The sequence below is a fragment of the Pseudomonas berkeleyensis genome, from assembly GCF_014109765.1.
GTDB lineage: Bacteria > Pseudomonadota > Gammaproteobacteria > Pseudomonadales > Pseudomonadaceae > Aquipseudomonas > Aquipseudomonas berkeleyensis.
The window spans coordinates 182,018-205,445 of sequence record NZ_CP059139.1; the positions used below are offsets into that span (position 1 = coordinate 182,018).

Below are 23,428 nucleotides of genomic sequence, written 5' to 3' on the forward strand. Positions count from 1 at the left end.
TATGCCGAATATGACCTGCGTCCTGGCCCGCATCCGGCTTATGGCATCGAAACGCAAGGAATATGCCGGGCCAACCCGGTTAAACTAGCGGGCCCCGCACGTGGAGCCGCTTCATGGACATCTTCAGCATTGCCGTGCTGATCTTTCTGGTCACCGACCCCTTCGGCAACATCGCCATCTATATCGCCGCGCTGAAGAACGTCGAACCGCGCCGGCGTCTGTGGATCGCTGCGCGCGAACTGTTGTTCGCCCTGGCTCTGTTGCTGCTGTTTCTCACCTTTGGTGACAAATTCCTCAGCGGCCTGGGTCTGTCGCGGGAGGCAACGGCGATTGCCGGCGCTATCATCCTGTTCGTCATCGCCATGCGCCTGATCTTCCCCAGCCCGCAGGGCCTGCTCGGCGACGTGCCGGATGGCGAGCCGATGCTGGTGCCGCTGGCGACCCCGGCAGTGGCCGGGCCCTCGGCGCTGGCCGTGCTGATGACCCTGCGCAATACCCACACCGGGCCGCTCTGGGAGCTTTATCTGGCGCTGATCCTGGCCTGGGCGGCGACGGCATTCATCCTGCTGCAGGCATCGTTCCTGCAGCGCTTTCTTGGAACCCGCGGGTTGACGGCGGTGGAGCGGCTGATGGGCATGCTGCTGATCATGCTCAGCGTCGACATGCTGCTCGACAACCTGCAAAGCGTATTCGGTCACGCATGAAATCGATCTGCCTTGCCCTCTTTCTCGTTCTGCTCGCCGGTTGCAGCGGTGGCCTGCGCATCGATGACAGCTACACCGCCACCGGCCAGAACAGCCGCGTGCAATATGTCGTGCTGCACTACACCTCTGCCGACTTACAGCGTTCGCTCAACCTGCTGACGCAGACCGAGGTGAGCAGCCACTACCTGATCGGCGATGCGCCGGCGACCGTCTACCGCCTGGTGGACGAGAATCGTCGGGCCTGGCACGTCGGTGTCAGCGAATGGAAGGGGCGTACCTGGCTCAACAGCACCACGATCGGCATCGAGCTGGTCAACCAGGGTTATTACAACACCCCGGCCGGTCGCTACTGGCAGCCGTTCTCACCGGATCAGATCGATACGCTGATCGTGCTGCTCAAGGACATCGTCAAACGCCATCAGCTGCCGCTGGGCTCGATCATTGCTCATAGCGACGTGGCGCCGCAGCGCAAGGTCGATCCGGGCCCGCTGTTTCCCTGGAAGCGTCTGGCCGACGAAGGCCTGGTGCCATGGCCGAACGAAGCGGCGGTGGCGCGCCAGCAAGCGCTGTTCGCCACCAGCCTGCCGAGCGTGCAGTGGTTCCAGGAGCAGCTGGCGCGCCAGGGCTACACCGTGCCGCAGCATGGCGAGCTGGACGAGGCGACGCGCAACGTCATCGCCGCGTTCCAGATGAAATACCGCCCGGCCAACTATGACGGCCAGCCTGATGCCGAAACCGCCGCGCGCCTGCTGGTGCTCAACCTGCAGGCGGGCGCCTGATCACTGCAGCGCCGGGTGAAAGTCGCGCGCATCGCGCGCCCAGGAGTCGAGCACCGGCTTGAGATCGTTCAGGCCGAGTTGCGTCGCACTGTTCTCCAGCGCCAGGCCGTGCCCCTTGCGTACCACGCGCAGTACGGGTTCGCTGGTGCGCGCGTCGACGGCTTCCAGCTCGATGTAGATGTCGGTATTGCGGTCTCGCGTGCCGGCGGCCGTGCTGGCGGCGGCGATCAGCAGCGCCACGGGGATCACCTCGTAGGCCTTGAGTCCCTCGGTGGACACCGTCACGCCGGTGATCGCACTGCGTAGTACCAGGCTGTCCCGGTTCGGGGTGTCGACCAGCTTCATCTGACCGCCCTGCATCTCACGCATCAAGGCCTGGTGCAGGTAATCGCGCACCTGTTCCAGGGTCTGTGCACTGACCTGCTCGCTGGGCGTGGGCTCGGGGTAGAACGAGGGCTTCTCGATATACAGCGACGGGTAGCGCTCGGCCTGGAAGTCTGGCGATATCCAGCGTAGAACCGGCGTGCCGCTGGCCGAGCGGGCGGGTTGCAACTGCGAGTAATCGGTGAGGTAGCCGGAGAACTGTTGCGGTGGGGTGGTCTGGCTGGCGCAGCCAGACAACAGCAGGGCCGCACTCAGGCTGGCGGCGAGAGAGAGCGAGCGCATCGTCCTTGCTCCTGTGCAGGTGAGGCTTCTCCAGCCTAGACCTCGCCCGGGGCGCCCGCCAGTTCGCTCAGGCGCTGGGCCAGCAGCTTGAAATCGTAGGGTTTGACGATGCTGTCAGTGGCGGCTGCGGTGTCGCGGGCGCGCACCTCTTCGAGCAGTTCGCGCTCGTTGTAGCCACTGGCGAACAGTACCGGTAGGGTGGGTCGCAGTTGGCGTGCGGCTTCGACCAGTTCGCGTCCGTCCATGCCGGGCAGACCGATGTCGCTCATCAGCAGGTCGAACGGCTGGTCGCTACGCAGCAGTTCCAGCGCGCTGGCACCGTCACGCAGGGCATGGACGCGGTAGCCGAATTCCTGCAGCACCTCCACGGTGAGCGTGCGAACGACATCGTCGTCCTCGACCAGCAGAATGGTCTTTGCTGCGCTGGAGTCGGTCTCGGTCATGGGGCTCTCTGTTTCGGCGCGCAGAATACGCAAATGTTTGGCAAACTTCGGCGTCTGCGGGCTGTCAGTGTGCCACACGCCTCCCTCTATTAGATAAGAACAGCGAGACAATCATCGAATGGACGTCCCAGTGTCGAATGAGTCCGCCATGGACGAGAAAGGTTTTCGCCGAATTCTCAATCGTAACGTCGGGTTGCCGCTTGGCCTCGGACTGGTCGGTGCCCTGATCTTTGCCGTGCTGATCAGCTACCTGCTCAATGTGGTGCGCTGGGTGGAGCACACGGATCAGGTACTCAACCGGGCCAGTGAGGTTTACAAGCTGACCCTCGATATGGAAACCGGCATGCGCGGCTTCCTGCTCAGTGGCAAAGAGGAGTACCTCGCGCCCTATGAGCTGGCCCGCGGCAAGTTCCGTCCACTGACCGAGCAGCTCATCGAGACCGTGGCGGACAACCCGCCGCAGATACAGCGCCTCGATCGCCTGATGGCCCTGCAGGAACAGTGGGATCAGTACGCTCAGGAAGTGATCACCAGTCGGCGCAATGGCGATAGCTTCCTCGACGATGTGGGCCGTGGCCGCGGCAAGAACCTCACGGACGGTATGCGCCGCGAACTGGACAGCTTCATCAACAGCGAGCGCGAGCTGCGTCAGCAGCGTAATGCCGAGGCCAGCAGCACCACGACCTGGGGCGCCGGTACCTACCTGGTGGTGACTATCCTGTTCAGTGCGCTGCTGGCACTGTTCGGTCGCCGCGAGCTGCTCAACCTTTCGCAGACCTATTCGCAGGCCATGGCCAAGCAGGCCGATTACGCCGATGAGCAGCGCCGCCGCGCCTGGCTTGGCAGTGGCCAGACCCTGCTGGCGGAGCGTTTGTTGGGCCAGCCACGGGTGCAGGAGCTGGCGGATCGCTCCCTCGAGTTTCTCGCCCAATACCTCGATTGCGTAGTGGCGGCGCTGTATCTGCGTGACGCCCAGAGCGGCAACCTGCAGCGTGTGGCCGGCTATGGCTTTAGCGGCGATAAGGCCATGCAGGAGCATTTCTACAAGGGCGAAGGCCTGGTCGGGCAGGCGGCTCAAGGACGTCGTCTGGTCTGTCTGGACAACCTGCCGGCGGACTACATCAAGGTCGCGTCCAGCCTTGGCGAAGGCCAGCCCGTCAGTGTCGCCCTGGTGCCGCTGCAGTCGGAGGACCGCGTCAACGGCGTGATCGAGCTGGCATTCATGCGGGTGCTGGAGCCGCGCGAGCGCGAGTTCCTCGAAGCCATCTCTGGCAATGTCGGCAATGCCCTGGAAGCAGCGCGCTATCGCCAGCGTCTGCAGGAAGTGCTGGGCAATACCCAGCAACTCAACGAAGAATTGCAGACCCAGCAGGAAGAGCTGCGTGCGGCCAACGAGGAACTGGAGCAGCAGGCCCGTGTGCTCAAGGAGTCGCAGGCGCACCTGGAAACCCAGCAGGCCGAGCTGGAGCAGACCAACGAGAAGCTGTCCGAGCAGGCTCAGGTGCTGGCTGACCAGCGTGACGAGCTGAATCAGCGCAACACCACCCTCGGGCGTATCCAGGCGCAACTGGAAGAGCGCGCCGAGGAGCTGCAGCGCGCCAGCCGTTACAAGTCCGAGTTCCTTGCCAACATGAGCCACGAGTTGCGCACGCCGCTGAACAGCTCACTGATCCTGGCCAAGCTGCTGGCGGAAAACGCCAAGGGCAACCTCGACGACGAGCAGGTGAAGTTCGCCGAGTCGATCTATTCAGCCGGCAACGATCTGCTCAACCTGATCAACGACATCCTCGATATCGCCAAGGTCGAGGCCGGCAAGCTCGAGGTTCGTCCCGAGCGCACGCCGCTGGCCAGCATGATCGAAGGCCTGCGCGACGTATTCGAGCCGCTGGCTCGCGAGCGTGGCCTGAGCTTCGACATCCAGTTGCAGGGCGACCTGCCGGAGATACTGTTCACCGATCGCCAGCGCGCCGAGCAGATTCTGCGCAACCTGCTGTCCAACGCATTCAAGTTCACCGACCGCGGCGGCGTGACCCTCAGTGTTTCGCGCCACGACGAAAAGGCCCTGGCCTTCGCCGTACGCGACAGCGGTATCGGCATCGCGTCCGATCAGCAGGAGGCGATTTTCCAGGCCTTCCGCCAGGCCGACGGCACCACCAACCGCCGCTACGGCGGCACGGGCCTGGGCCTGTCCATCTCGCGCGATCTGGCCGGACTGCTCGGTGGCGCCATCGACGTCAGCAGCACGCCGGGTGAAGGCAGCACGTTCACCCTGCTGTTGCCCGAGCGGCTGGTGGACGCTGGCAGCCAGAGCAAGCCAACTCCGTTCGTGGCGGCTCCGCTCCCTGTTCCTGCCGCACCCATCACCCCTGTGGCCGCTCCAGCGGCGCCGCGTCAGCCGGCGCCTTTCGCCGATGACCGCGAGCACCTGGGCGAGCGTGGCGGGCGCCGCGTGCTGGTGGTGGAGGATGAAGTGCGCTTCGCGCGCATCCTCTTCGACCTGGCCCACGAACTGGGTTACGCCTGCCTGGTCGCTACCTGTGCCGATGAAGGCCTGGAACTGGCACGACAGTTCCGCCCGGACGCCATCCTGCTCGACATGCGTTTGCCCGACGGTTCCGGTCTCGGCGTATTGCAGCGCCTGAAGGACGATGCGCAGACCCGCCATATTCCGGTTCACGTGGTCTCGGTGGAGGATCACAGCGAAGCGGCCCTGCACCTGGGGGCGGTCGGCTATGCGCTCAAACCCACCAGCCGTGATCAGCTCAAGGAGGTCTTCAGCAAGCTCGAGGCCAAGCTCAACCAGCAGGTCAAGCGCGTGCTATTGGTGGAGGACGACCCGCTGCAGCGCGATAGCGTCGCCCGCCTGATCGGCGACGAAGACATCGAGATCACCGCCGTGGCGTTGGCTGGCGAAGCGCTGGAGAAACTGCGCAGCACGGTGTACGACTGCATGATCATCGACCTCAAGCTGCCCGACATGCTCGGCAACGAGCTGCTGCGGCGCATGGCCGAAGAGGACATCTGCTCGTTCCCACCGGTGATCGTCTACACCGGGCGCAACCTGACCCGTGACGAGGAAGCCGAGCTGCTCAAGTACTCGCGCTCGATCATCATCAAGGGCGCGCGCTCGCCGGAACGCCTGCTCGACGAGGTCACCCTGTTCCTGCACAAGGTCGAGGCCGAGCTGTCCAGCGAACATCAGCGCATGCTCAAGACCGCGCGCAGTCGCGACAAGCTGTTCGAAGGCCGTCGTCTGCTGCTGGTGGACGATGACGTGCGCAATATCTTCGCGCTCTCCAGCGCACTGGAGCAGAAGGGCGCGGTGGTCGAGGTCGCCCGCAATGGCTTCGAGGCGCTGGAAAAACTGCGCGAGCACGAGGACATCGACTTGGTGCTGATGGACGTGATGATGCCGGAGATGGACGGTTACGAGGCGACCCGGCAGATTCGTCTGGAGGATCGCTGGAAGAACCTGCCGATCATTGCGGTAACGGCCAAGGCAATGAAGGATGATCAGGAGCGCTGCCGTGAGGTCGGCGCCAACGATTACCTGGCCAAACCCATCGATCTGGATCGCCTGTTCTCCCTGATCCGCGTGTGGATGCCCAAGCTGGAGCGCTTGTGATGCCCGATGAAATCGAGCTGCGCCTGCTGATCGAAGCGATCTATCTGCGTTACAGCTACGACTTTCGCGACTATTCGAAGGCTTCGCTGAAGCGTCGTATCCGGCAGGCGCAGACCCAGTTGGGCTGCCCGACCATCTCGGCGCTGCAGGAGCGCATCCTGCACGAGCCGAAGGCCTTCATGCAGCTCTTGCAGTACCTCACCATCCCGGTCAGCGAGATGTTCCGCGACCCCGGTTACTTCCTGGCGCTGCGTGAGCAGGTGGTACCGCTGCTGCATACCTATCCGTCGCTGAAGGTCTGGGTGGCCGGCTGCAGCACCGGCGAAGAAGTGTATTCGCTGGCTATCCTGTTGCATGAGGAAGGCCTGCTGGAACGCACCATGATCTACGCCACGGACATCAATCCGCATTCGCTGGAGAAGGCCGAGCAGGGCATCTTCGCCCTCGACAATCTGCGCACCTATACCCAGAACTATCAGCTGTCCGGCGGCAAGCGGGCGTTCTCCGACTATTACTCGGCGGCCTATGACCGGGTGTTGTTCGACAAGTCGCTGCGCGCCAACGTGACCTTCGCCGATCACAGCCTGGCCACTGACAGCGTGTTCGCCGAGACCCACCTGGTGTCCTGTCGCAACGTGCTGATCTATTTCAACCGTGACCTGCAGGATCGCGCCCTCGGTCTGTTCCACGACTCGCTTTGCCACCGGGGCTTCCTCGGCCTGGGCAGCAAGGAAAGCCTGGATTTCTCCGCCTACGCGCAGCAGTTCGAAGCTGTCTCGCGTCCCGAGCGGATCTTCCGCAAGCGATGAGCGAACAACGGATCAACCTGCGCGGCCACCACCGTGTCCCGCTGGAGGCGCTGGTGATCGGCGCCTCGGCTGGTGGCGTGGAGGCGATGTTGCAGCTGCTCGAAGACTTGCCGCTGGACTACCGCTTGCCAGTGGTGTGCCTGCTGCACGTGCCGGATCGCAACGACAGCCTGCTCGCCGACCTGTTCGCGCGCCGTCTGATCCTGCCGGCCAAGGAGGCCGAGGACAAGGAGGGGCTGCGCGGTGGCGTGGTCTACGTGGCGCCGGCCGGTTATCACCTTTCCATCGAAACCGATCGCAGTTTCTCGCTCAGTCGCGAGGAGCCGCGGCATTTTTCACGACCCTCGATCGACATCCTCTTCGAGTCCGCTGCCGATGCCTATGGCGAGCGGTTGGCCGGTGCGCTGCTCACCGGCGCCAACGAGGATGGCGCGGCTGGCTTGCTGGCAATCCAGCGCGCTGGTGGTCTGACTCTGGTGCAGGAGCCTTCCGACGCTCAGGTGCCCACCATGCCGGAGGCGGCGCTGGCGCTGCTGAAACCGGACTTTCTCCTGCCCATCGACGCCATGCGCGCGCTACTGACCGAACTGGATACCCTGCCATGCTGAGGAAGATTGAAGCCAAGGTGTTGATCGTCGACGACCTGCCAGAGAACCTGCTGGCCCTGCGTTCGTTGATTCAATGCGAGGATCGCACCGTATTCGAGGCCAGCAGCGCTGACGAAGCATTGTCGCTGTTGCTCGAACACGAATTCGCCCTGGCCATTCTCGACGTGAAGATGCCGGGCATGAACGGTTTCGAGCTGGCCGAGCTGATGCGCGGTACGGGCAAGACCAAGCACATCCCGATCATCTTCGTCAGCGCCGTTGGCCGTGACATGGACTACGCCTTCAGGGGCTATGAAAGCGGCGCGGTGGACTTCCTGCACAAGCCACTGTCGCCCTTCGAGGTGCGCAGCAAGGTGGCGATGTTCGTCGACCTGTATCGCCACCGTAAGGCCCTGAGCATGCAACTGGAAGTGGTGGAGGCGGCCCGTCGCGAACAGGAGGCGCTGCTCACCGAGTTGCGCGAGACCCAGGGCGAGCTGCAGAAGGCGGTGCAGATGCGCGATGTGTTCATGTCCATCGCCTCGCACGAACTGCGCACGCCGCTCAATGGCCTGATCCTCGATGTGCAACTGCGCAAGCTGCGCCTGGAACAGGGCCGTGACGATGCCTTCACGCCGGATAAGCTGCACGAGATGGTGGCTCGCGACGAGCGCCAGATCCGCAGCCTGAGTCGCCTGATCGACGACATGCTGGATGTTTCGCGCATCCGCACCGGCAAGCTCTCCGTGCGTCCGCAGCCGGGTGACCTCGGCGTATTGGCGGGAAGCGTGGTGGAGAGCCTGGCCGCGCAGTTCACCAGCAAGGGCTGTCATGTCGAACTGCAGGTGGATGGCCCGGCGCCGGTGATGATGGACGAGTTTCGCATCGAGCAGGTGCTGGCCAACCTGCTGACCAACGCCCTGCGCTACGGCGGCGGCAAGCCGGTGTCGGTACGGGTGAAGGTAGAGGATGACGTGGTGCGCGCCGAAGTGCGCGACCAGGGCATGGGCATTTCCGAGGCCGATCAGCGCCGGGTGTTCGAGCAGTTCGAGCGGGTGGCGGGGTCCAATGTGTCCCAGGGGCTGGGGCTCGGCCTGTTCATCAGCGAGCAGATCGTCCAGGCCCATGGCGGCCGCATCGAGCTGAGCAGCCAGCTTGGCGAAGGCTCCTGTTTCAGTGTGGTTCTGCCCCGTCACGACTGATCGTGCAAATTGCACGTGTCAGGATTCATGCATCTTGCAAAGTGCATGGGGAACCCTCGTGCGTGGTTTGTTCAACTTATTGATTTAAAAGGATTTTTTAGAGTCATTCAGATTGGCATGAGCGCTGCAACAGACAGTCACGTAAGCCCCCGACTGATCTGCTGATGGAGAAGCGCCATGTACATCGTCCGACTGAGCCTGTTCTGCGCCGCTGCATTGCTGGTCAACGGGGCTTACGCCAAAGATTTCTCGGATACGGCCGGTGCCAGTGCCAAGACCGCCGAATTCACCGTTTCCACCCCGCAGGTTCGGGACTATCGCGTCGGCACCCTGCAGGGCGAGGCCGGTGAGCTGCGCCAGCAGACTTCTCGCGGTCTTCACGACGACGGGCAGTGGGTACGCATCTCCGACCCCGCCGAGACCGAAACCGGCAACCGTGAGCCGCGCCCCGCTGACAGCACCCCGCGCTGGGTGTTCTGACCGACAAGGAGTCCTGCCATGTCCAGAAGTGCTGTGTTTCTGTTGATCATGACCCTCTTGAGCCTGTCCGCCCTGTGGCTCAATCCTGGCCTGGAAGGAACCCCAGCCCTGGCGCTCAAGTGTGCCAGCGGTTTCTTCGGCCTGGCCTTTCTTGGCGCCTTGATGGCCGGCCGCCGCTTCAAGTTCGATCCGGTACTGCGCTGAAGCTATGTTGATCTGAGTGGTGGGCTGAAGCCCACCCTACAGCAGTCTTTGCCCCATTCCTCTACGTTCCGCATTCCCCGAAGGGTGGTTTAGCCCGCCCGGCGGCAATCGCCGTTCTACCCTTTTGCCACTTCCCGTTCACTCTGCTCACACCGGTAGGTTGAAGTAGAAGTTGGCGCCGTCGCCGGGGCGTGACTGGACGTCGAGTCGGCCGCCGTGCAACTGCACGATCTCCCGTGCCAACGCCAGTCCAAGCCCGACTCCGCCTTTGCGCCGACTGATCTGCACGAACGGCTCGAAGATACGGGCCTGTTGCTCGAAGGGGATGCCTTCACCGTCGTCCTGCACATTGAAGATCACCTGCTCGCCATGACGCCGTACCTGCAGCCGCACGTGGCCGCCGGGATTGCTGTGGCGCAGGGCGTTGCTGATCAGGTTGTCGAGCAGGCGTTCCAGTTGGGCGGCGTCGACGGCGAGCTGCGGTAGCGGCTCGTGTGCTTCGCTGGTCAGGGTTATTTCGCGCTCGGCTGCCTCCTCAGCGAAGCGCGCCTGGGCTCGTTCGACCAGTGCGGCCAGGTCGCACGCCTTGCGTTGCAGGGTCTGCAGGCCGTTCTGGTAGCGCGAGAAGTCCAGCAGGTTGTCGATCAGTTGCACCAGGCGGCGCATTTCCTCATCGACGGTGCGCATCAGGTCCTGTTCGCGTCCCTCTGCCGGCAGCTTGATGCGTTCGCGCAACAGACTGAATGCCATGTGCATGCCAGTGATCGGTGTGCGCAATTCGTGCGAGGCGCGCAGGACGAATTCGTTGCGTACGCGCTCGAAGGCGCGTTGCTTGGTGACATCGCGCAATACCATCACGGCGCCAACGCTGCCGCCTTCGCGCAGTTGGATCGGGGTCAATGCCCAGGCCAGCAGGCGCACTTCGCCATCGCGTTCGATCTGCAGGTCTGCTGGCGGCTCGCGCAGCAACTCGCCGGCGAGCACCAGGTGCAGGGCTTCGTCCACTGCATGGTCGGGCAGCAATGGGCCGATGGGTTGCTCGAGGATATCGGGATCCCACGACAGCTGACGCAGCGCCACCGGGTTGGCGTGTTCGATGCGGCCCTGGGGATCGAGGATGATCAGGCCGTCGTCGATGCTGTCGAGCACGGCTTTCAGACGGCCCTCGCTGTTGAGCAGTTGCTTGAGATTGCTCGAGTGATATTCGCGCAGGGCCTCGGTCATCAGGCCGAACCGACGGCTGAGTACCGCCAGTTCCTCCACTGGTGAAACCGGCAGCACGACGTCGTATTGGCCGCGGCCGAGCTGATCGGCGGCGCGTGCCAGCATGTCGATGGGCGCGCCGAAGCGGCGGGCGATACCGTGGGCGGTGAGCACGCCGATGGCCAGAACCGCCAGGCCGATGAACGCGAGCAGCGCGGCGATCAGTTGCGAACGCTCGCCAGCGCCGTCTTCGGCCGCGATGACGTGGGCGACGATATCATCCTGTTCTTCCAGCAAGTGGTTGCGCAGGCGTTGGAAGGCCTCGGTGAACGGTTTGTAGGCGGCCAGGTTGTACGGTGTCTGGCCGGCAGGCGTGCCGCTGGCGGCGGCTTGTTCCATCTGATCGTAGAGCGTCGCGGCTTGCTCGAGACCGCTCACATAGCGATCCCCCAGGTTGGCTGTGATGCCTTCGGCGAGGGTCGCGCGAAACTCTTCACGAACCTTGTCCAGAGCCTGTGGATCGGGTTGCTGGTCGATCAGCACGATCAGCTCGTCGCCAAGGTGCTGGCGCAGCTTCTGGCCAATCTGCACGGCGGTGAAGCCGCGCTGGATCAGTTCGCTCTGGCTGCGCGCCATCTGCGTGACGCTGTATAGCCCGAGCAGCAAGCCCAGCAGCGCCACGGTGATCAACGCGGAGATGCTGAGGAACAGACGGGTGCGAAGCTTCATGGACAGCTTCATGGGGATTCCCGGTTCAGAGGTTGTATTGCTTGCGTTTGCGATACAGGGTCGAGGTGTCGATGCCCAATGTCTTGGCGGCCATGTCCAGGGTACTGCTGCTGGCCAGGACGGCGGCGATATGGGCTTTTTCCAGTTCTTCGAGGCTCATGGGGGCGCCGACCCGGACGGTGCTGGTCGGTGCTTCACTGCTGCCGCCGAGGCCAAGGTGGGCGATTTCCACCGCCTCCTGCTGGCAGATGATGCTGGCGCGCTCGATGACGTTGCGCAGCTCGCGGATGTTGCCCGGCCAGTGATAAGCCTGCAGCGCTGCCGCGGCTTCAGGGCTGAAGCCGCAGGCGGGGCGGCCGTAATCGCTGACGAAGCGGGCGAGGAAGCGTTCGGCCAGCGACATCACGTCTTCGTGGCGTTCGCGCAGTGGCGGCAATTTCAGGGTGATGACGTTGAGGCGGTAGAGCAGATCTTCGCGGAAGCGGCCCGCACGTACCATCTCGTCCAGATCCAGGTTGGTGGCGGCGACGATGCGCACGTCGGCGCGGCGGGTGACCGGGTCGCCCACGCGCTCGTATTCCTTGTCCTGGATAAAGCGCAGCAGCTTGGGCTGCAATGCCAGCGGGAAGTCGCCGATTTCGTCGAGAAACAGAGTGCCGCCATCGGCCTGGCTGACCCGGCCCTGGGTGCTTTCGCTGGCGCCGGTGAAGGAGCCGCGGGCATGGCCGAACAGCTCGCTTTCCATCAGTTCGGCGGTTAGCGAGGGGCAGTTGATGGTCACGCAGGTGCGCTTGGCGCGGCGGCTCCAGCCGTGAATCGCGCGGGCCAGCTCGCCCTTGCCGGTGCCCGACTCGCCGAGAATGAGGATGTTGGCGTCGGTGGCGGCGACCTGGCGGGCCGTCTCCAGGATCGCCATCATCGCCGGGCTGTGCGAGTCGAGCCCGTCCTTGGCCTTGCGCACCTCGCCCTCCAGGGCTTCCAGGCGTGCCGCCAGGGTGCGTACTTCCAGCTGCTTGGCAGCGGCCAGGCGCAGTTGATCCGGTGAGCAGGGCTTGACCAGGTAATCGGCGGCGCCGGCCTGGATCGCATCGACGGCGGTGTCCACGGCCGAGTGCGCGGTGACGATCACCACTCGCATCCAGGGGGCCTGGATGCGCATCTGCGCCAGCAGATCCAGGCCGTTGTCCTCGCCCAGGCGCAGGTCGAGGAAGCACAGATCGAACACCTGACGATGCAGCAGCGCTTCTGCCTGTGCCGCACTGCTGGCACCGGCGACGTCATAACCCTCGTCTTCCAGGCAGTAACGGAAGGTACGCAGGATTGCTGCTTCGTCATCCACCAGCAGAATGCGCCCGCTGGTCTGCTCTGAATCTGCCATGAATGTGCTCCGTCTGACTGGTCGATGGAGGTTAGTCAGGGAAAAACCGTGCAAGTTGCACGGCCTGACTGCGTCAATGCTGCAGCCTGCATGGCGTCAGGGTGCCATCATTGATCATAACCAATTGTTTTTAAATGGGTTTATTTAAAAAAGAAGCTGGCACGGGGCTTGCGATATTCCTTTTATCGTTTCACGAACAGGAGTGAACCCATGCCCCCGTTCAAACCCTTGTTGCTGGCCGCCGGTACCGCGTTGATGCTCGGGCTGACGCCGTTGGCCAGTCATGCTGCCGAAGGTCAGCTGGCCTCGCAATTGGAGGCTGCACGTCAGGAAGGCTCGATCTGGACGGCCTTCGCCCTCAACCGCCACCTCAACCCGTTCAAGCTCGATATCGATGTGGAAGATGGCGAGGCCACCCTGGCCGGTCAGGTCGAAAGCGAGGTGCAGAAGGAGCTGGCCGAGCAGGTGGCCCTGAGCATAGATGGCATCGAGTCGGTGGACAATCACATCGAGGTCACTGGCGAGGCCGCCGAAGGCGAACCACCTGGCCTGGTTCAGCGCCTGGAAGACGCCAGCCTGGCGGCCACGGTGAAATCCAAATTGCTGTGGAACAGCAACACCCGAGGCCTGGACATCCGCGTGCGTGCCGAGAATGGTGCGGTAACCCTCAGTGGTCATGCTCAGACGCCGGCCTCGAAAGAGCTGGCGGGTCAGCTGGCAGCCAACACCGATGGCGTTCGCGAGGTGTTCAACCATCTCAGCATCAGCACCGCCGACAGCAGTAGCAACGAAGTGCAGACGGCGGTGGAGGAGGCGCGCGAGAACATCAGCGATGGCTGGATCACCAGCAAGGTCAAGGCCAGCTTCCTCTACAGCCGCAACCTCGATGCGCTGAACATCGCCGTGACCACCGATGACGGCCTGGTCAACCTGCGTGGCAGCGTATTGAGCAATGCCGAGAAACGCCTGGCGGTAGAAATCGCCCGCAACATCCGCGGCGTGCGCGGTGTGGATGCCGACGCCCTGCGCGTCAGCAGCTGACCGCCGGCCCGATCACGTGCCGCTGGAGCGCGGCCATTCACCACCCTGAGTCAAGGAGTCATTCCATGAGCAGCAAGACCGCACAACTGAACGAACTGATCGAGATCACTCGTGACGGCAAGCGCTTCTACGAGCATGCCCATGACGAGGTCAAGGATATCCGCCTGCAGGCACTGTTCCGCGATATGGCGCGTGCCAAGACCGAGGTGATCGAGGCACTGAGCGTCAAGGTCGCCGCCAATCAGAGCGAGCCGGCCACCGGCGGCACTATGCTGGGCAAGCTGCGCCAGTTTTACGCCGACACCCGTGCCACCCTGGCCAAGGATGAAGACGCCACCTACGTCGCGCAGCTGGAAGAGTCGGAAGACCGCATCCTGCATGCCTTCGAGGACGCCCTGGAAAGCGCCGACAATGATGTTCGCGTGCTGCTGGCGATGGAAATGCCCAAGGTGCGGGCTTGCCATGACCGCATGCGGGCGTTGAAGCAGAACATGCAGTAACGCCAGCTGCGGCACCCGAGCCCCTGTACGCATTGCGTGCGGGGGCTTTTTATTGGGAAGGGGCGGACGGATTGGCAAGTTTGTGTGCGTATCGCTTACGGGCTTAGCACTATCCGTTAGCGCGTGCGCTGAGCGTTTGGGTTGCGCCCCTTACGGGCGCCACACTTTTCTTGCTTGCCCAAGAAAGGTGTGCCAAAGAAGGGCACCCCGACATCCGGGTTTCGCTACGCGAAACTTCCCGCGCTCCGGTGTTGCTCCGGGGGCCGGCTTACATGGGCCATCCCTGGTCCATTAAGCCTCTCGCCGCATCCATGCGGCTCGTCCCCCTATGCAACACCTCCACTTGGCCTTCTGACGGGGCCAGGTCGCGAGCTTTTGTAAGTATCGCGAAATTGAAATTGGCGGTGTCTATGTCTTTGCTCTTCAACTGCGATGTTACAGACGACGCCCAAGTCCCCTTCAGGAGGCCGAGTGGAGTCAGCGTGGAAGGGGTTGAGCGGCATGGATGCCGCGAGAGCCGTGATGGGCCAGGGATGGCCCTTCACGGCGTGCCCCTGGAGCGATGATGGAACGAGGGAACCCCGGCGTAGCCGGGGCCGGATGGTGGGGTGCCCTTCTCTTTGGTTACTTTCTCTTGGGCAAGCAAGAGAAAGTGACTCGCCCGTGAGGGGCGAAACCAGGACGAGAGATCGACACCTTAACGATCATGGCCCGGAAATAAATAGCGCTGCGCACAGCACACACAAACTTGTCAGTCCGGCGTCACCCGCATGCTCTCCCCAAGCCATCCAAAGCGCCTTTTCTCTGCCGCAACCGAAAGTCGCCTGCGTTCATTTAACTGTCACATTCGTTTCATAGAGTGGTCATGTGGCCTATCGATACTGTGGCCCGTTCCACCAACACTATTCCTGCTAGGAGCAAGGCATGAAACTGAAGCGTTTGATGGCGGCCCTGACTTTCGCCGCCGCTGGCGTAAGCGCGGTATCCGCGGTTGCCGCCGTCGACCCGGCTCTGCCGAACTACGAGAAGACTTCCGGTGTATCGGGCAACCTCTCCAGTGTCGGTTCCGATTCGCTGGCCAACCTGATGACCCTCTGGGCTGAAGAGTTCAAGAAAAGCTACCCGAACGTGAACATTCAGATCCAGGCGGCCGGTTCCTCTACCGCTCCACCCGCCCTGACTGAAGGCACCGCCAACATTGGCCCGATGAGCCGTCCGATGAAGGACAGCGAAATCCAGGCCTTCGAAGAGAAGTACGGCTACAAGCCGACCGCCGTTCCGGTCGCCATCGACGCCCTGGCGGTGTTCGTGCACAAGGACAACCCGATCAAGAGCCTGGACATGGCTCAGGTCGACGCCATCTTCTCCAGCACTCGCCTGTGCGGTGGCGAGAAGGACATCAAGACCTGGGGTGACCTGGGCCTGACCGGTGAGTGGGCTTCCAAGCCGATCCAGCTGTTCGGTCGTAACTCGGTGTCCGGCACCTATGGCTACTTCAAGGAAGAAGCCCTGTGCAAAGGCGACTACAAGTCCAACGTCAACGAGCAACCGGGTTCCGCTTCGGTGGTGCAGTCGATCTCCAGCACCCTGAACGCCATCGGTTACTCGGGCATCGGCTACAAGACTTCCAGCGTGAAGACCGTGCCGCTGTCGAAGAAAGGCGGTGAGGCCTTCGACGCCAACGAAGCCAACGCCCTGGCTGGCAAGTTCCCGCTGGCGCGCTTCTTCTACGTCTATGTCAACAAGGCGCCGAACAAGCCGCTGAGCCCGCTGGATGCCGAGTTCCTGAAACTCGTTCTGTCCAAGCAAGGCCAGGACGTCGTGGTCAAGGACGGCTACATCCCGCTGCCGAAGAAAGTCGTCGACAAGACCCTGAAAGAACTGGGCATGTAACGACCGCTTCAGGCTGCACACACGAAGCCCGCTTCTCCATGTAGAGGCGGGCTTTGCTACGTCACCGTGCTGTAACTTTTCTGTCATACGAAACCGCTAAATTGGCCGGGCTCGTGAAATAGACGAAAAATGCGGCGCGCTCATGGCCGCGCAGAGACGCTCTCAATCATGAATGACCTGGCTAGTGAAACCATGACCGCCTCCCCCAATTCCCTCGGGCTGGACTTCAACACTCCGGCTCTGCAACGCAAACGCCGCCTGCGCGCATTCAAGGATCGCCTGGCCCGCTGGGGCGTATCCGTCGGTGGCCTTGCCGTACTCGGCGCCATCACTCTGATTTTCTTCTACCTGGCCTATGTCGTACTGCCGATGTTCCAGGGCGCCGATCTGCAACAGCGCAAGCCGGTGCAACCGGCCTGGCTGGCTGAGGCTGGCGCGCCGCTACTGATGGCAGTGGAAGAGCAGAATCAGGTCGGTATGCGCCTGTCCAAGTCCGGCAATATTCAGTTCTTCGATGCCAAGAGCATGGCAGCGATGAATGCGGTGGCACTGCCGCTGCCAGCCGGCAGCGAAGTGACTTCGGTCGGTGAGGATCAGCCGGGTAGCAACCGCGTAGCCCTGGGGCTTTCCAATGGTCAGGTGCTGGTGTTCGAGCACAGCTACCGGGTGTCCTACCCCAATGACGTCAAGACCATCACCCCGGTGGTCACCTACCCCTTCGGTGAAGCGCCGCTGACCCTCGACCCGCAAGGTCGTCCGCTGGAGCACATGGGCATCAGCCTCGCCAGCGGTACGCTGCTGGTCGCTGCGTCCGTGGGCAGCGAGCTGCACGCGGTGAGCCTGAGCCGCGAAGAGAACCTGATGACCGGCGAGGTCAGCACCAACGAGGAGCGTCTGGCGCTGCCGCAGATCGCCGAGCCGATCAAGGAGCTGATCATCGATCCGCGCCAGCAGTGGCTGTACGTGATCAACGGTCGTGCCACCGCCGACGTTTTCGACCTGCGGCGCAACACCCTCAACGGCCGCTACAAGCTGCTCAACGACGGCGCCACCGACGTGACCTACGCCACTTCGCTGCTCGGCGGCATCTCGCTGCTGATCGGTGACAGCAAGGGCGGCATCGCGCAGTGGTTCATGGTGCGTGAAGAAGACGGCAAGGCTTCGCTGCAGCGGGTGCGCGACTTCAAGATGGCCGGCCAGCCGATTGCCCAGATCATCTCCGAGCAACGCCGCAAGGGCTTCATCGCCCTGGATAGCGCCGGCAATCTGGGGATCTTCCACAGCACTGCGCACCGCACCCTGTTGGTCGAGCCGGTTGCCGAAGGCTTCACCATGGCCGCCCTGTCGCCACGCGCCAACCGCGTGCTGGTGGAGAGCAACGGCCAGCTCGAGCGCCTGCTGATCGACAACCCGCACCCGGAGATTTCCTTCAGTGCGCTGTGGGGCAAGGTCTGGTACGAAAACTACGACAAGCCGGCGTACGTCTGGCAGTCCACCTCCGCCAGTACCGACGCCGAGCCCAAGCTGAGCCTCGCGCCGCTGGCCTTCGGTACCCTGAAAGCGGCGTTCTACGCCATGCTGCTGGCCGCTCCGCTGGCCATCGCCGCGGCGATCTACACCGCCTACTTCATGGCCCCGGCCATGCGCGGCAAGGTCAAGCCGGTGATCGAGCTGATGGAAGCGCTGCCGACGGTGATCCTCGGCTTCTTCGCCGGTCTGTTCCTCGCGCCCTATGTTGAGGGACATCTACCCGGCATCTTCAGCCTGTTGATCTTCACCCCCATCGGCATCCTCCTGGCCGGCTTCATCTGGAGCCGTCTGCCGGAGTCCGTGCGCCTGCGCGTGCCGGATGGCTGGGAAGCCGCGCTGCTGATCCCGGTGATCCTGCTGGTCGGCTTCATCTCCCTGAGCATGAGCGGGCATGTGGAGAACTGGCTGTTCGACGGCAACATGCGTCAGTGGCTGAGCAACGACCTGGGCATTCCGTTCGACCAGCGCAACGCCCTGGTGGTCGGCCTGGCCATGGGCTTCGCGGTGATCCCGAACATCTACTCGATCGCCGAAGATGCCGTGTTCAGCGTACCCAAGAGCCTGACCTTCGGTTCCCTGGCTCTGGGCGCCACGCCGTGGCAGACCCTGACCCGCGTGGTGATCCTGACCGCCAGCCCGGGCATCTTCTCGGCGGTGATGATCGGCATGGGCCGCGCCGTCGGCGAGACCATGATCGTGCTGATGGCCACCGGCAACACGCCGATCATGGACATGAACATCTTCGAAGGCCTGCGCACCCTGGCTGCCAACGTGGCGGTGGAAATGCCGGAGTCGGAAGTGGGCGGTACGCACTACCGGATTCTGTTCCTCTCGGCGCTGGTGCTACTGACCTTCACCTTCGTCATGAACACCCTGGCCGAGCTGGTGCGTCAGCGCCTGCGCGTCAAGTACGCTTCGCTCTGAGGACTGCAAGACTATGTCCGTGAAACAGAACAACATGAAATCCTGGTTCAAGAGCGGTTCGCCCTGGATCTGGATGAACGCCGGTGCGGTGTCCATCGCCATCATCATGGTCGTTGGCCTGCTGGCGGTGATCACGGTGCGCGGCCTGGCGCACTTCTGGCCGGCCGACATCATCGAAGCCACCTACCAGGTGCCCGGCCAGGAAGCCAAGGTGATGGCTGGTGCCGTGGTGCAGATCGAGGAAATCCCGCGCGCCCGTCTGGCGGCTTCCGGCTTGCCGGTGGATGTCGAGGGCGGCGAATTCATGACCCGCGAGCTGATCAAGGTGGGCAACCGCGACCTGTACGGCGCGGACTTCACCTGGGTGGTCGGTGAGTGGCTGAGCGACCAGCATCGCCCAGTGGACATCACCGCCTTCGAGCGCCGCGAGTGGGGCAACTTCTACGGCTACCTGGTCAACGTCAAGGAAAACGGCCAACTGGTCGCCGAGGGCGATGCGGCCTGGCCGGAGCTGCAGAAGCGTCTGGCGCGGGTGGATGACCTGCACACGCAGATCGTCAAGATCGAGAAGGCCGACATCGGCCGTATCAACGCCGGCCTCGAGCGCGTGCGTCTGAAGACCCGCAAGCTGGAACTCAACGGTGAGCTGAGCGCCGCCGCGCAAGCCGACCTGGCCGCCGAGCGCGCCCAGTGGGACGCCGAATACAAGGTGCTGGAAGCCGAACTCAGTTCGCGTTACGAGCAGTTCAACCGCGACAGCATCACTGTGCGTTCGGCCGACGGCCGCGAGCAGCAGATCAGCCTTGGCAAGGTGGTGCGCGCGTATCGCCCGAACGCCATGTCGACCCTGGACAAGCTCGGTTTCTATGGCAGCAAGGTGTGGGAGTTCGTCAGCGACGACCCGCGTGAGGCGAACACCGAAGGCGGTATCTTCCCGGCGATCTTCGGCACCATCATGATGACCCTGATCATGGCGGTGATCGTCACCCCGTTCGGCGTGATCGCCGCCATCTACCTGCGCGAATACGCCAAGCAGGGCCCGCTGACCCGGGTGATCCGCATCGCGGTGAACAACCTGGCGGGCGTTCCGGCCATCGTTTACGGCGTGTTCGGTCTGGGCTTCTTCGTCTACGTGCTGGGTGGCTCGATCGACCGTTTGTTCTTCCCGGAAGCTGCGCCCGCACCGACCTTCGGCACGCCAGGCCTGCTCTGGGCCTCGCTGACCCTGGCGCTGCTCGCCGTACCGGTGGTGATCGTCGCCACCGAGGAAGGCCTGGCGCGTATCCCGCGGGCGCTGCGTGAAGGCTCGCTGGCGCTCGGTGCGACCAAGGTCGAGACCTTGTGGCGCGTGGTGCTGCCGATGGCCAGCCCGGCGATGATGACTGGTCTGATTCTCGCCGTGGCCCGTGCCGCAGGTGAGGTGGCGCCGCTGATGCTGGTGGGTGTGGTGAAACTTGCGCCCAGCCTGCCAGTCGACGGTAACTACCCTTACCTGCACCTGGATCAGAAGATCATGCACCTGGGCTTCCACATCTATGACGTCGGCTTCCAGAGCCCCAACGTCGAGGCCGCGCGGCCGCTGGTGTATGCCACCGCGCTGCTGCTGGTACTGGTGATCGCGATTCTCAACCTGACGGCCATCTACCTGCGCAACCGCCTGCGCGAGAAGTACAAGGCCCTGGATCATTGATTGGAGCGGCAAGCCCCTCACATGGGGCTTGCGGCCTGTAGCTTGCAGCCTGGCGCTGCGAACGGAGTGAGCATATGCAACACGAAAACGCTACCCACGGTATCGACATCTCGGCCCTGGGCCGTGACAAGCAGAGCCTGAACCTGGCCAACGAAACCGTGGCCATCCAGGTGCCGGGTCTGAATCTGTACTACGGCGACAAGCAGGCGCTGTACGACGTCAAGATGAACATCCCCAAGCAGCGCGTGACGGCGTTCATCGGCCCGTCCGGCTGCGGCAAGTCAACCCTGCTGCGTACCTTCAACCGCATGAACGACCTGGTTGACGGTTGCCGCGTGGAAGGCGAGATCAACATCGACGGCCGCAACATCTATCGTAAGGGCGAGGATGTGGCCGAGCTGCGTCGCCGCGTCGGCATGGTGTTCCAGAAGCCCAACCCGTTCCCCAAGAGCATCTACGAGAACGTGGTGTATGGCCTGCGCATTCAGGGCATCAACCAGAAGCGCATCCTCGACGAGGCGGTCGAGTGGGGCCTGAAGAGCGCCGCACTGTGGGATGAAGTGAAAGACCGTCTGCACGATTCGGCCCTTGGTCTCTCCGGTGGCCAGCAGCAGCGTCTGGTGATCGCCCGTACCGTGGCGGTGCAGCCCGAAGTGCTGCTGCTCGACGAACCCTGCTCGGCACTCGACCCGATCTCTACGCTGAAGGTCGAAGAGCTGATCTACGAACTGAAATCCAAATACACCATCGTCATCGTGACCCACAACATGCAACAGGCGGCGCGTGTCTCCGACTACACCGCATTCATGTACATGGGCAAGCTGATCGAGTTCGGCGATACCGACACGCTCTTCACCAACCCGGAGAAGAAGCAGACTGAAGACTACATCACCGGTCGTTACGGCTAAGGCCATGGCAAATACTCCCTGGCTTTGTCGGGCGCCGTACTGTCAGCGCGCGCCCTTCGCGCCAGAGAGCCTTTTCCAAGGGCCTTCGTGCTGAAACTCAACGTGTAGGGTGCGCTGTGCGCACCATGGCCACCCAAGCCGGCAGCATTTGTGGAGCGATTGCAATGATCAACAAAGACAGCCTCACCCATCACATTTCCCAGCAGTTCAACGCCGAGTTGGAAGAAGTCCGCAGCCACCTGCTGGCCATGGGCGGCCTGGTGGAAAAGCAGGTCAACGACTCGGTGACCGCGCTGATCGAGGCCGATTCCGGCCTGGCCCAGCAGGTGCGCGAGATCGATGACCAGATCAACCAGATGGAGCGCAACATCGACGAGGAGTGCATCCGCATCCTCGCCCGCCGCCAGCCGGCCGCTTCCGACCTGCGCCTGATCATCAGCATCTCCAAGTCGGTGATCGACCTGGAACGCATCGGCGACGAATCGACCAAGATCGCCAAGCGCGCCATCCTCCTCAGCGAGGAAGGCGAGGCGCCCAAGGGCTACGTCGAGATCCGCCACATCGGCGACCAGGTGCGCAAGATGGTGCAGGACGCCCTCGACGCTTTCGCCCGCTTCGACGCCGACCTGGCCCTGGCCGTGGCCCAGCACGACAAGACCGTCGACCGCGAATACAAGACCGCGCTGCGCGAGCTGGTCACCTACATGATGGAAGACCCGCGTTCGATCTCGCGTGTGCTCAACGTGATCTGGGCGCTGCGCTCGCTGGAGCGCATCGGCGATCATGCGCGCAACATCGCCGAACTGGTGATCTACCTGGTACGTGGCACCGACGTTCGCCACATCGGCCTGACGCGTATGCGCGAAGAGGTCGAGGGCAAGTCCAACGACTGATGCCTGCTGTGCGCCGACGGCCCGGGATTTCCCGGGCCGTTTCGTTTGCGCGATTTGTTGCGCTGCCGACGTTTTCCGTTGGCCTTTGGCGACTGGCCATGACTATGCTTATCGTCATTCGTACAGGAGTGGCCGATGAGCAAAGTCAGTGTGCTGGTGGTGGACGACGCGACCTTTATCCGTGATCTGGTCAAGAAAGGGCTGCGCGATCACTTTCCCGGCGTACAGATCGAAGAAGCGATCAACGGCCGCAAGGCGCAGCAGATGCTGAGCCGCCAGGGGGTCGACCTGATCCTCTGCGATTGGGAAATGCCGGAGATGTCTGGCCTCGAGCTGCTGACCTGGTGCCGCGAGCAGGACGACCTGAAAACCACGCCTTTCATCATGGTCACCAGCCGCGGTGACAAGGAGAACGTGGTGCAGGCCATTCAGGCCGGCGTCTCCGACTACATCGGCAAGCCCTTCTCCAACGAACAGCTGGTGACCAAGGTGAAGAAAGCCTTGAGTCGCGCCGGCAAACTGCAGGCCCTGGCCGCCAGCGCGCCACCGAAAATGCTCAGCACAGGCGCCCTGGCCAACGACTCGCTGGCAGCGCTGACCGGTGGCAAGGCCGAGGTGGTAAAGCCCAGTGCGCCGCCGTCGGCAGCTGTGGCTCAGGCGGCACCCAGCGCTGCAGCGGCGCCGGCTGCGCCGAGCAAATCACCGGCCGGCCGTGGTCAGGGTCAGCTGCGTCTACCGGCTGGCAGCATGGCCTGCGTGATCAAGGCGCTGAGCCTCAAGGAAGCGCTGCTGGTGGTCAAACGTACCGAGCTGTTGCCGCAGGTGTTGGAGAGTGCGGTGCTCGACCTGGAGCAGGGCGAAGCTGCGGAAACCGCGCGGCTCAATGGCTATCTGCATGCTGTCGCGGCATTCGAACCAAAGCCTGACAGCGAGTGGCTGCAACTGACGTTCCGCTTCGTCGACCGCGACCCGCAGAAGCTCGACTACCTGTCGCGCCTGATCGCCCGGGGCACTGCGCAGAAGCACTTCGTTCCCGGCGCGTAGCGGATCACATGCCGGGGTAGGGTGCGCCATGCGCACCTGAAGATCGACGCCGCTGTTATGGCTGTGCACGGGCCCCACGGCACCCTGCGCCAAGACGCCGTCCTACTCCTGACCCTAACGCCACTCGCTTCGCCAGGCCAATACAGAGCAGATGGCCGATCGATGGCGGTGCGCCGGTTCACAGCCTGACGGTCGG

Annotated in this window: 20 protein-coding genes; 16 read left to right on the forward strand and 4 right to left on the reverse strand. The window is 63.2% G+C overall.

Annotated elements, in window-relative coordinates; genetic code table 11:
- The first annotated feature begins 113 nt into the window (after positions 1–113).
- Positions 114–704, forward strand: a complete 591-nt coding sequence (locus HS968_RS00845) for a MarC family protein (RefSeq protein WP_106737793.1) — start codon at positions 114–116, stop codon at positions 702–704.
- Positions 701–1,483 carry an N-acetylmuramoyl-L-alanine amidase gene (locus HS968_RS00850; RefSeq protein WP_182369730.1) on the forward strand — a complete coding sequence of 261 codons (783 nt, stop codon included), beginning with the start codon at positions 701–703 and terminating at the stop codon, positions 1,481–1,483. Before HS968_RS00845 ends, HS968_RS00850 begins: the two co-directional genes overlap by 4 nt.
- On the opposite strand, the gene HS968_RS00855 is transcribed toward HS968_RS00850, so the two are convergent.
- Both HS968_RS00855 and HS968_RS00860 read right to left on the reverse strand, forming a co-directional pair.
- Positions 1,484–2,149: a DUF3313 domain-containing protein gene (locus HS968_RS00855; protein ID WP_182369732.1), complete on the reverse strand. Its 666-nt coding sequence runs from the start codon at positions 2,147–2,149 to the stop codon at positions 1,484–1,486.
- Positions 2,150–2,184: 35 nt separating this feature from the next.
- On the reverse strand, positions 2,185–2,592 hold the full coding sequence (locus tag HS968_RS00860) for a response regulator (protein WP_182369734.1): 408 nt from the start codon (positions 2,590–2,592) through the stop codon (positions 2,185–2,187).
- A gap of 148 nt (positions 2,593–2,740) precedes the next feature.
- On the opposite strand from HS968_RS00860, the gene HS968_RS00865 reads away from it, so the two are divergent.
- The 6 genes from HS968_RS00865 (at position 2,741) to HS968_RS00890 (ending at position 9,499) form a co-directional block, all read left to right on the forward strand.
- Complete coding sequence (locus HS968_RS00865) at positions 2,741–6,217, forward strand: response regulator (protein ID WP_182369736.1); 3,477 nt, start codon at positions 2,741–2,743, stop codon at positions 6,215–6,217.
- The gene (locus HS968_RS00870) at positions 6,217–7,026 is read left to right on the forward strand and encodes a CheR family methyltransferase (RefSeq protein ID WP_182369738.1); all 810 of its coding nucleotides are present in this window, start codon (positions 6,217–6,219) and stop codon (positions 7,024–7,026) included. Before HS968_RS00865 ends, HS968_RS00870 begins: the two co-directional genes overlap by 1 nt.
- A complete protein-coding gene (locus tag HS968_RS00875) occupies positions 7,023–7,634 on the forward strand; it encodes a chemotaxis protein CheB (RefSeq protein WP_182369740.1) in 612 nt (203 codons plus the stop codon). The genes HS968_RS00870 and HS968_RS00875 overlap by 4 nt, the downstream gene beginning before the upstream one ends.
- Positions 7,628–8,815: a hybrid sensor histidine kinase/response regulator gene (locus HS968_RS00880; RefSeq protein ID WP_182369741.1), complete on the forward strand. Its 1,188-nt coding sequence runs from the start codon at positions 7,628–7,630 to the stop codon at positions 8,813–8,815. Before HS968_RS00875 ends, HS968_RS00880 begins: the two co-directional genes overlap by 7 nt.
- 177 nt (positions 8,816–8,992) lie before the next feature.
- Positions 8,993–9,295, forward strand: a complete 303-nt coding sequence (locus HS968_RS00885; RefSeq protein ID WP_106737787.1) for a hypothetical protein — start codon at positions 8,993–8,995, stop codon at positions 9,293–9,295.
- Positions 9,296–9,313: 18 nt separating this feature from the next.
- Entirely contained in the window at positions 9,314–9,499 is a 186-nt protein-coding gene (locus tag HS968_RS00890; protein WP_179623377.1) for a PA3371 family protein, read from the forward strand.
- A gap of 147 nt (positions 9,500–9,646) precedes the next feature.
- On the opposite strand, the gene HS968_RS00895 is transcribed toward HS968_RS00890, so the two are convergent.
- Positions 9,647–11,443 carry an ATP-binding protein gene (locus HS968_RS00895; RefSeq protein ID WP_182369743.1) on the reverse strand — a complete coding sequence of 599 codons (1,797 nt, stop codon included), beginning with the start codon at positions 11,441–11,443 and terminating at the stop codon, positions 9,647–9,649.
- A 13-nt stretch (positions 11,444–11,456) separates the two neighbouring features.
- Complete coding sequence (gene algB / locus HS968_RS00900) at positions 11,457–12,809, reverse strand: sigma-54-dependent response regulator transcription factor AlgB (protein WP_119692453.1); 1,353 nt, start codon at positions 12,807–12,809, stop codon at positions 11,457–11,459.
- A 210-nt stretch (positions 12,810–13,019) separates the two neighbouring features.
- Between algB and HS968_RS00905 the strand changes: the two genes are divergently transcribed.
- The 8 genes from HS968_RS00905 to HS968_RS00940 all read left to right on the forward strand — a co-directional run bounded on the left by HS968_RS00905 (position 13,020) and on the right by HS968_RS00940 (position 23,232).
- Positions 13,020–13,850, forward strand: a complete 831-nt coding sequence (locus tag HS968_RS00905) for a BON domain-containing protein (protein WP_119692452.1) — start codon at positions 13,020–13,022, stop codon at positions 13,848–13,850.
- A 65-nt stretch (positions 13,851–13,915) separates the two neighbouring features.
- Positions 13,916–14,350, forward strand: coding sequence for a ferritin-like domain-containing protein (locus HS968_RS00910; protein WP_119692451.1), 435 nt, complete (start codon positions 13,916–13,918; stop codon positions 14,348–14,350).
- A 924-nt stretch (positions 14,351–15,274) separates the two neighbouring features.
- Complete coding sequence (locus HS968_RS00915) at positions 15,275–16,243, forward strand: PstS family phosphate ABC transporter substrate-binding protein (RefSeq protein WP_119692450.1); 969 nt, start codon at positions 15,275–15,277, stop codon at positions 16,241–16,243.
- Between the two features lie 168 nt (positions 16,244–16,411).
- Positions 16,412–18,697, forward strand: coding sequence for an ABC transporter permease subunit (locus HS968_RS00920; protein ID WP_182369745.1), 2,286 nt, complete (start codon positions 16,412–16,414; stop codon positions 18,695–18,697).
- A 13-nt stretch (positions 18,698–18,710) separates the two neighbouring features.
- A complete protein-coding gene (gene pstA, locus HS968_RS00925) occupies positions 18,711–20,387 on the forward strand; it encodes a phosphate ABC transporter permease PstA (RefSeq protein ID WP_170965156.1) in 1,677 nt (558 codons plus the stop codon).
- A gap of 74 nt (positions 20,388–20,461) precedes the next feature.
- Positions 20,462–21,295: a phosphate ABC transporter ATP-binding protein PstB gene (pstB, locus tag HS968_RS00930; protein ID WP_119692448.1), complete on the forward strand. Its 834-nt coding sequence runs from the start codon at positions 20,462–20,464 to the stop codon at positions 21,293–21,295.
- A 164-nt stretch (positions 21,296–21,459) separates the two neighbouring features.
- Positions 21,460–22,188 (forward strand): phosphate signaling complex protein PhoU, encoded by a 729-nt coding sequence (gene phoU / locus HS968_RS00935; RefSeq protein ID WP_106737778.1) that lies wholly within the window; start codon positions 21,460–21,462, stop codon positions 22,186–22,188.
- A 135-nt stretch (positions 22,189–22,323) separates the two neighbouring features.
- Positions 22,324–23,232, forward strand: coding sequence for a response regulator (locus HS968_RS00940; protein ID WP_182369747.1), 909 nt, complete (start codon positions 22,324–22,326; stop codon positions 23,230–23,232).
- Positions 23,233–23,428 lie beyond the last annotated feature (196 nt).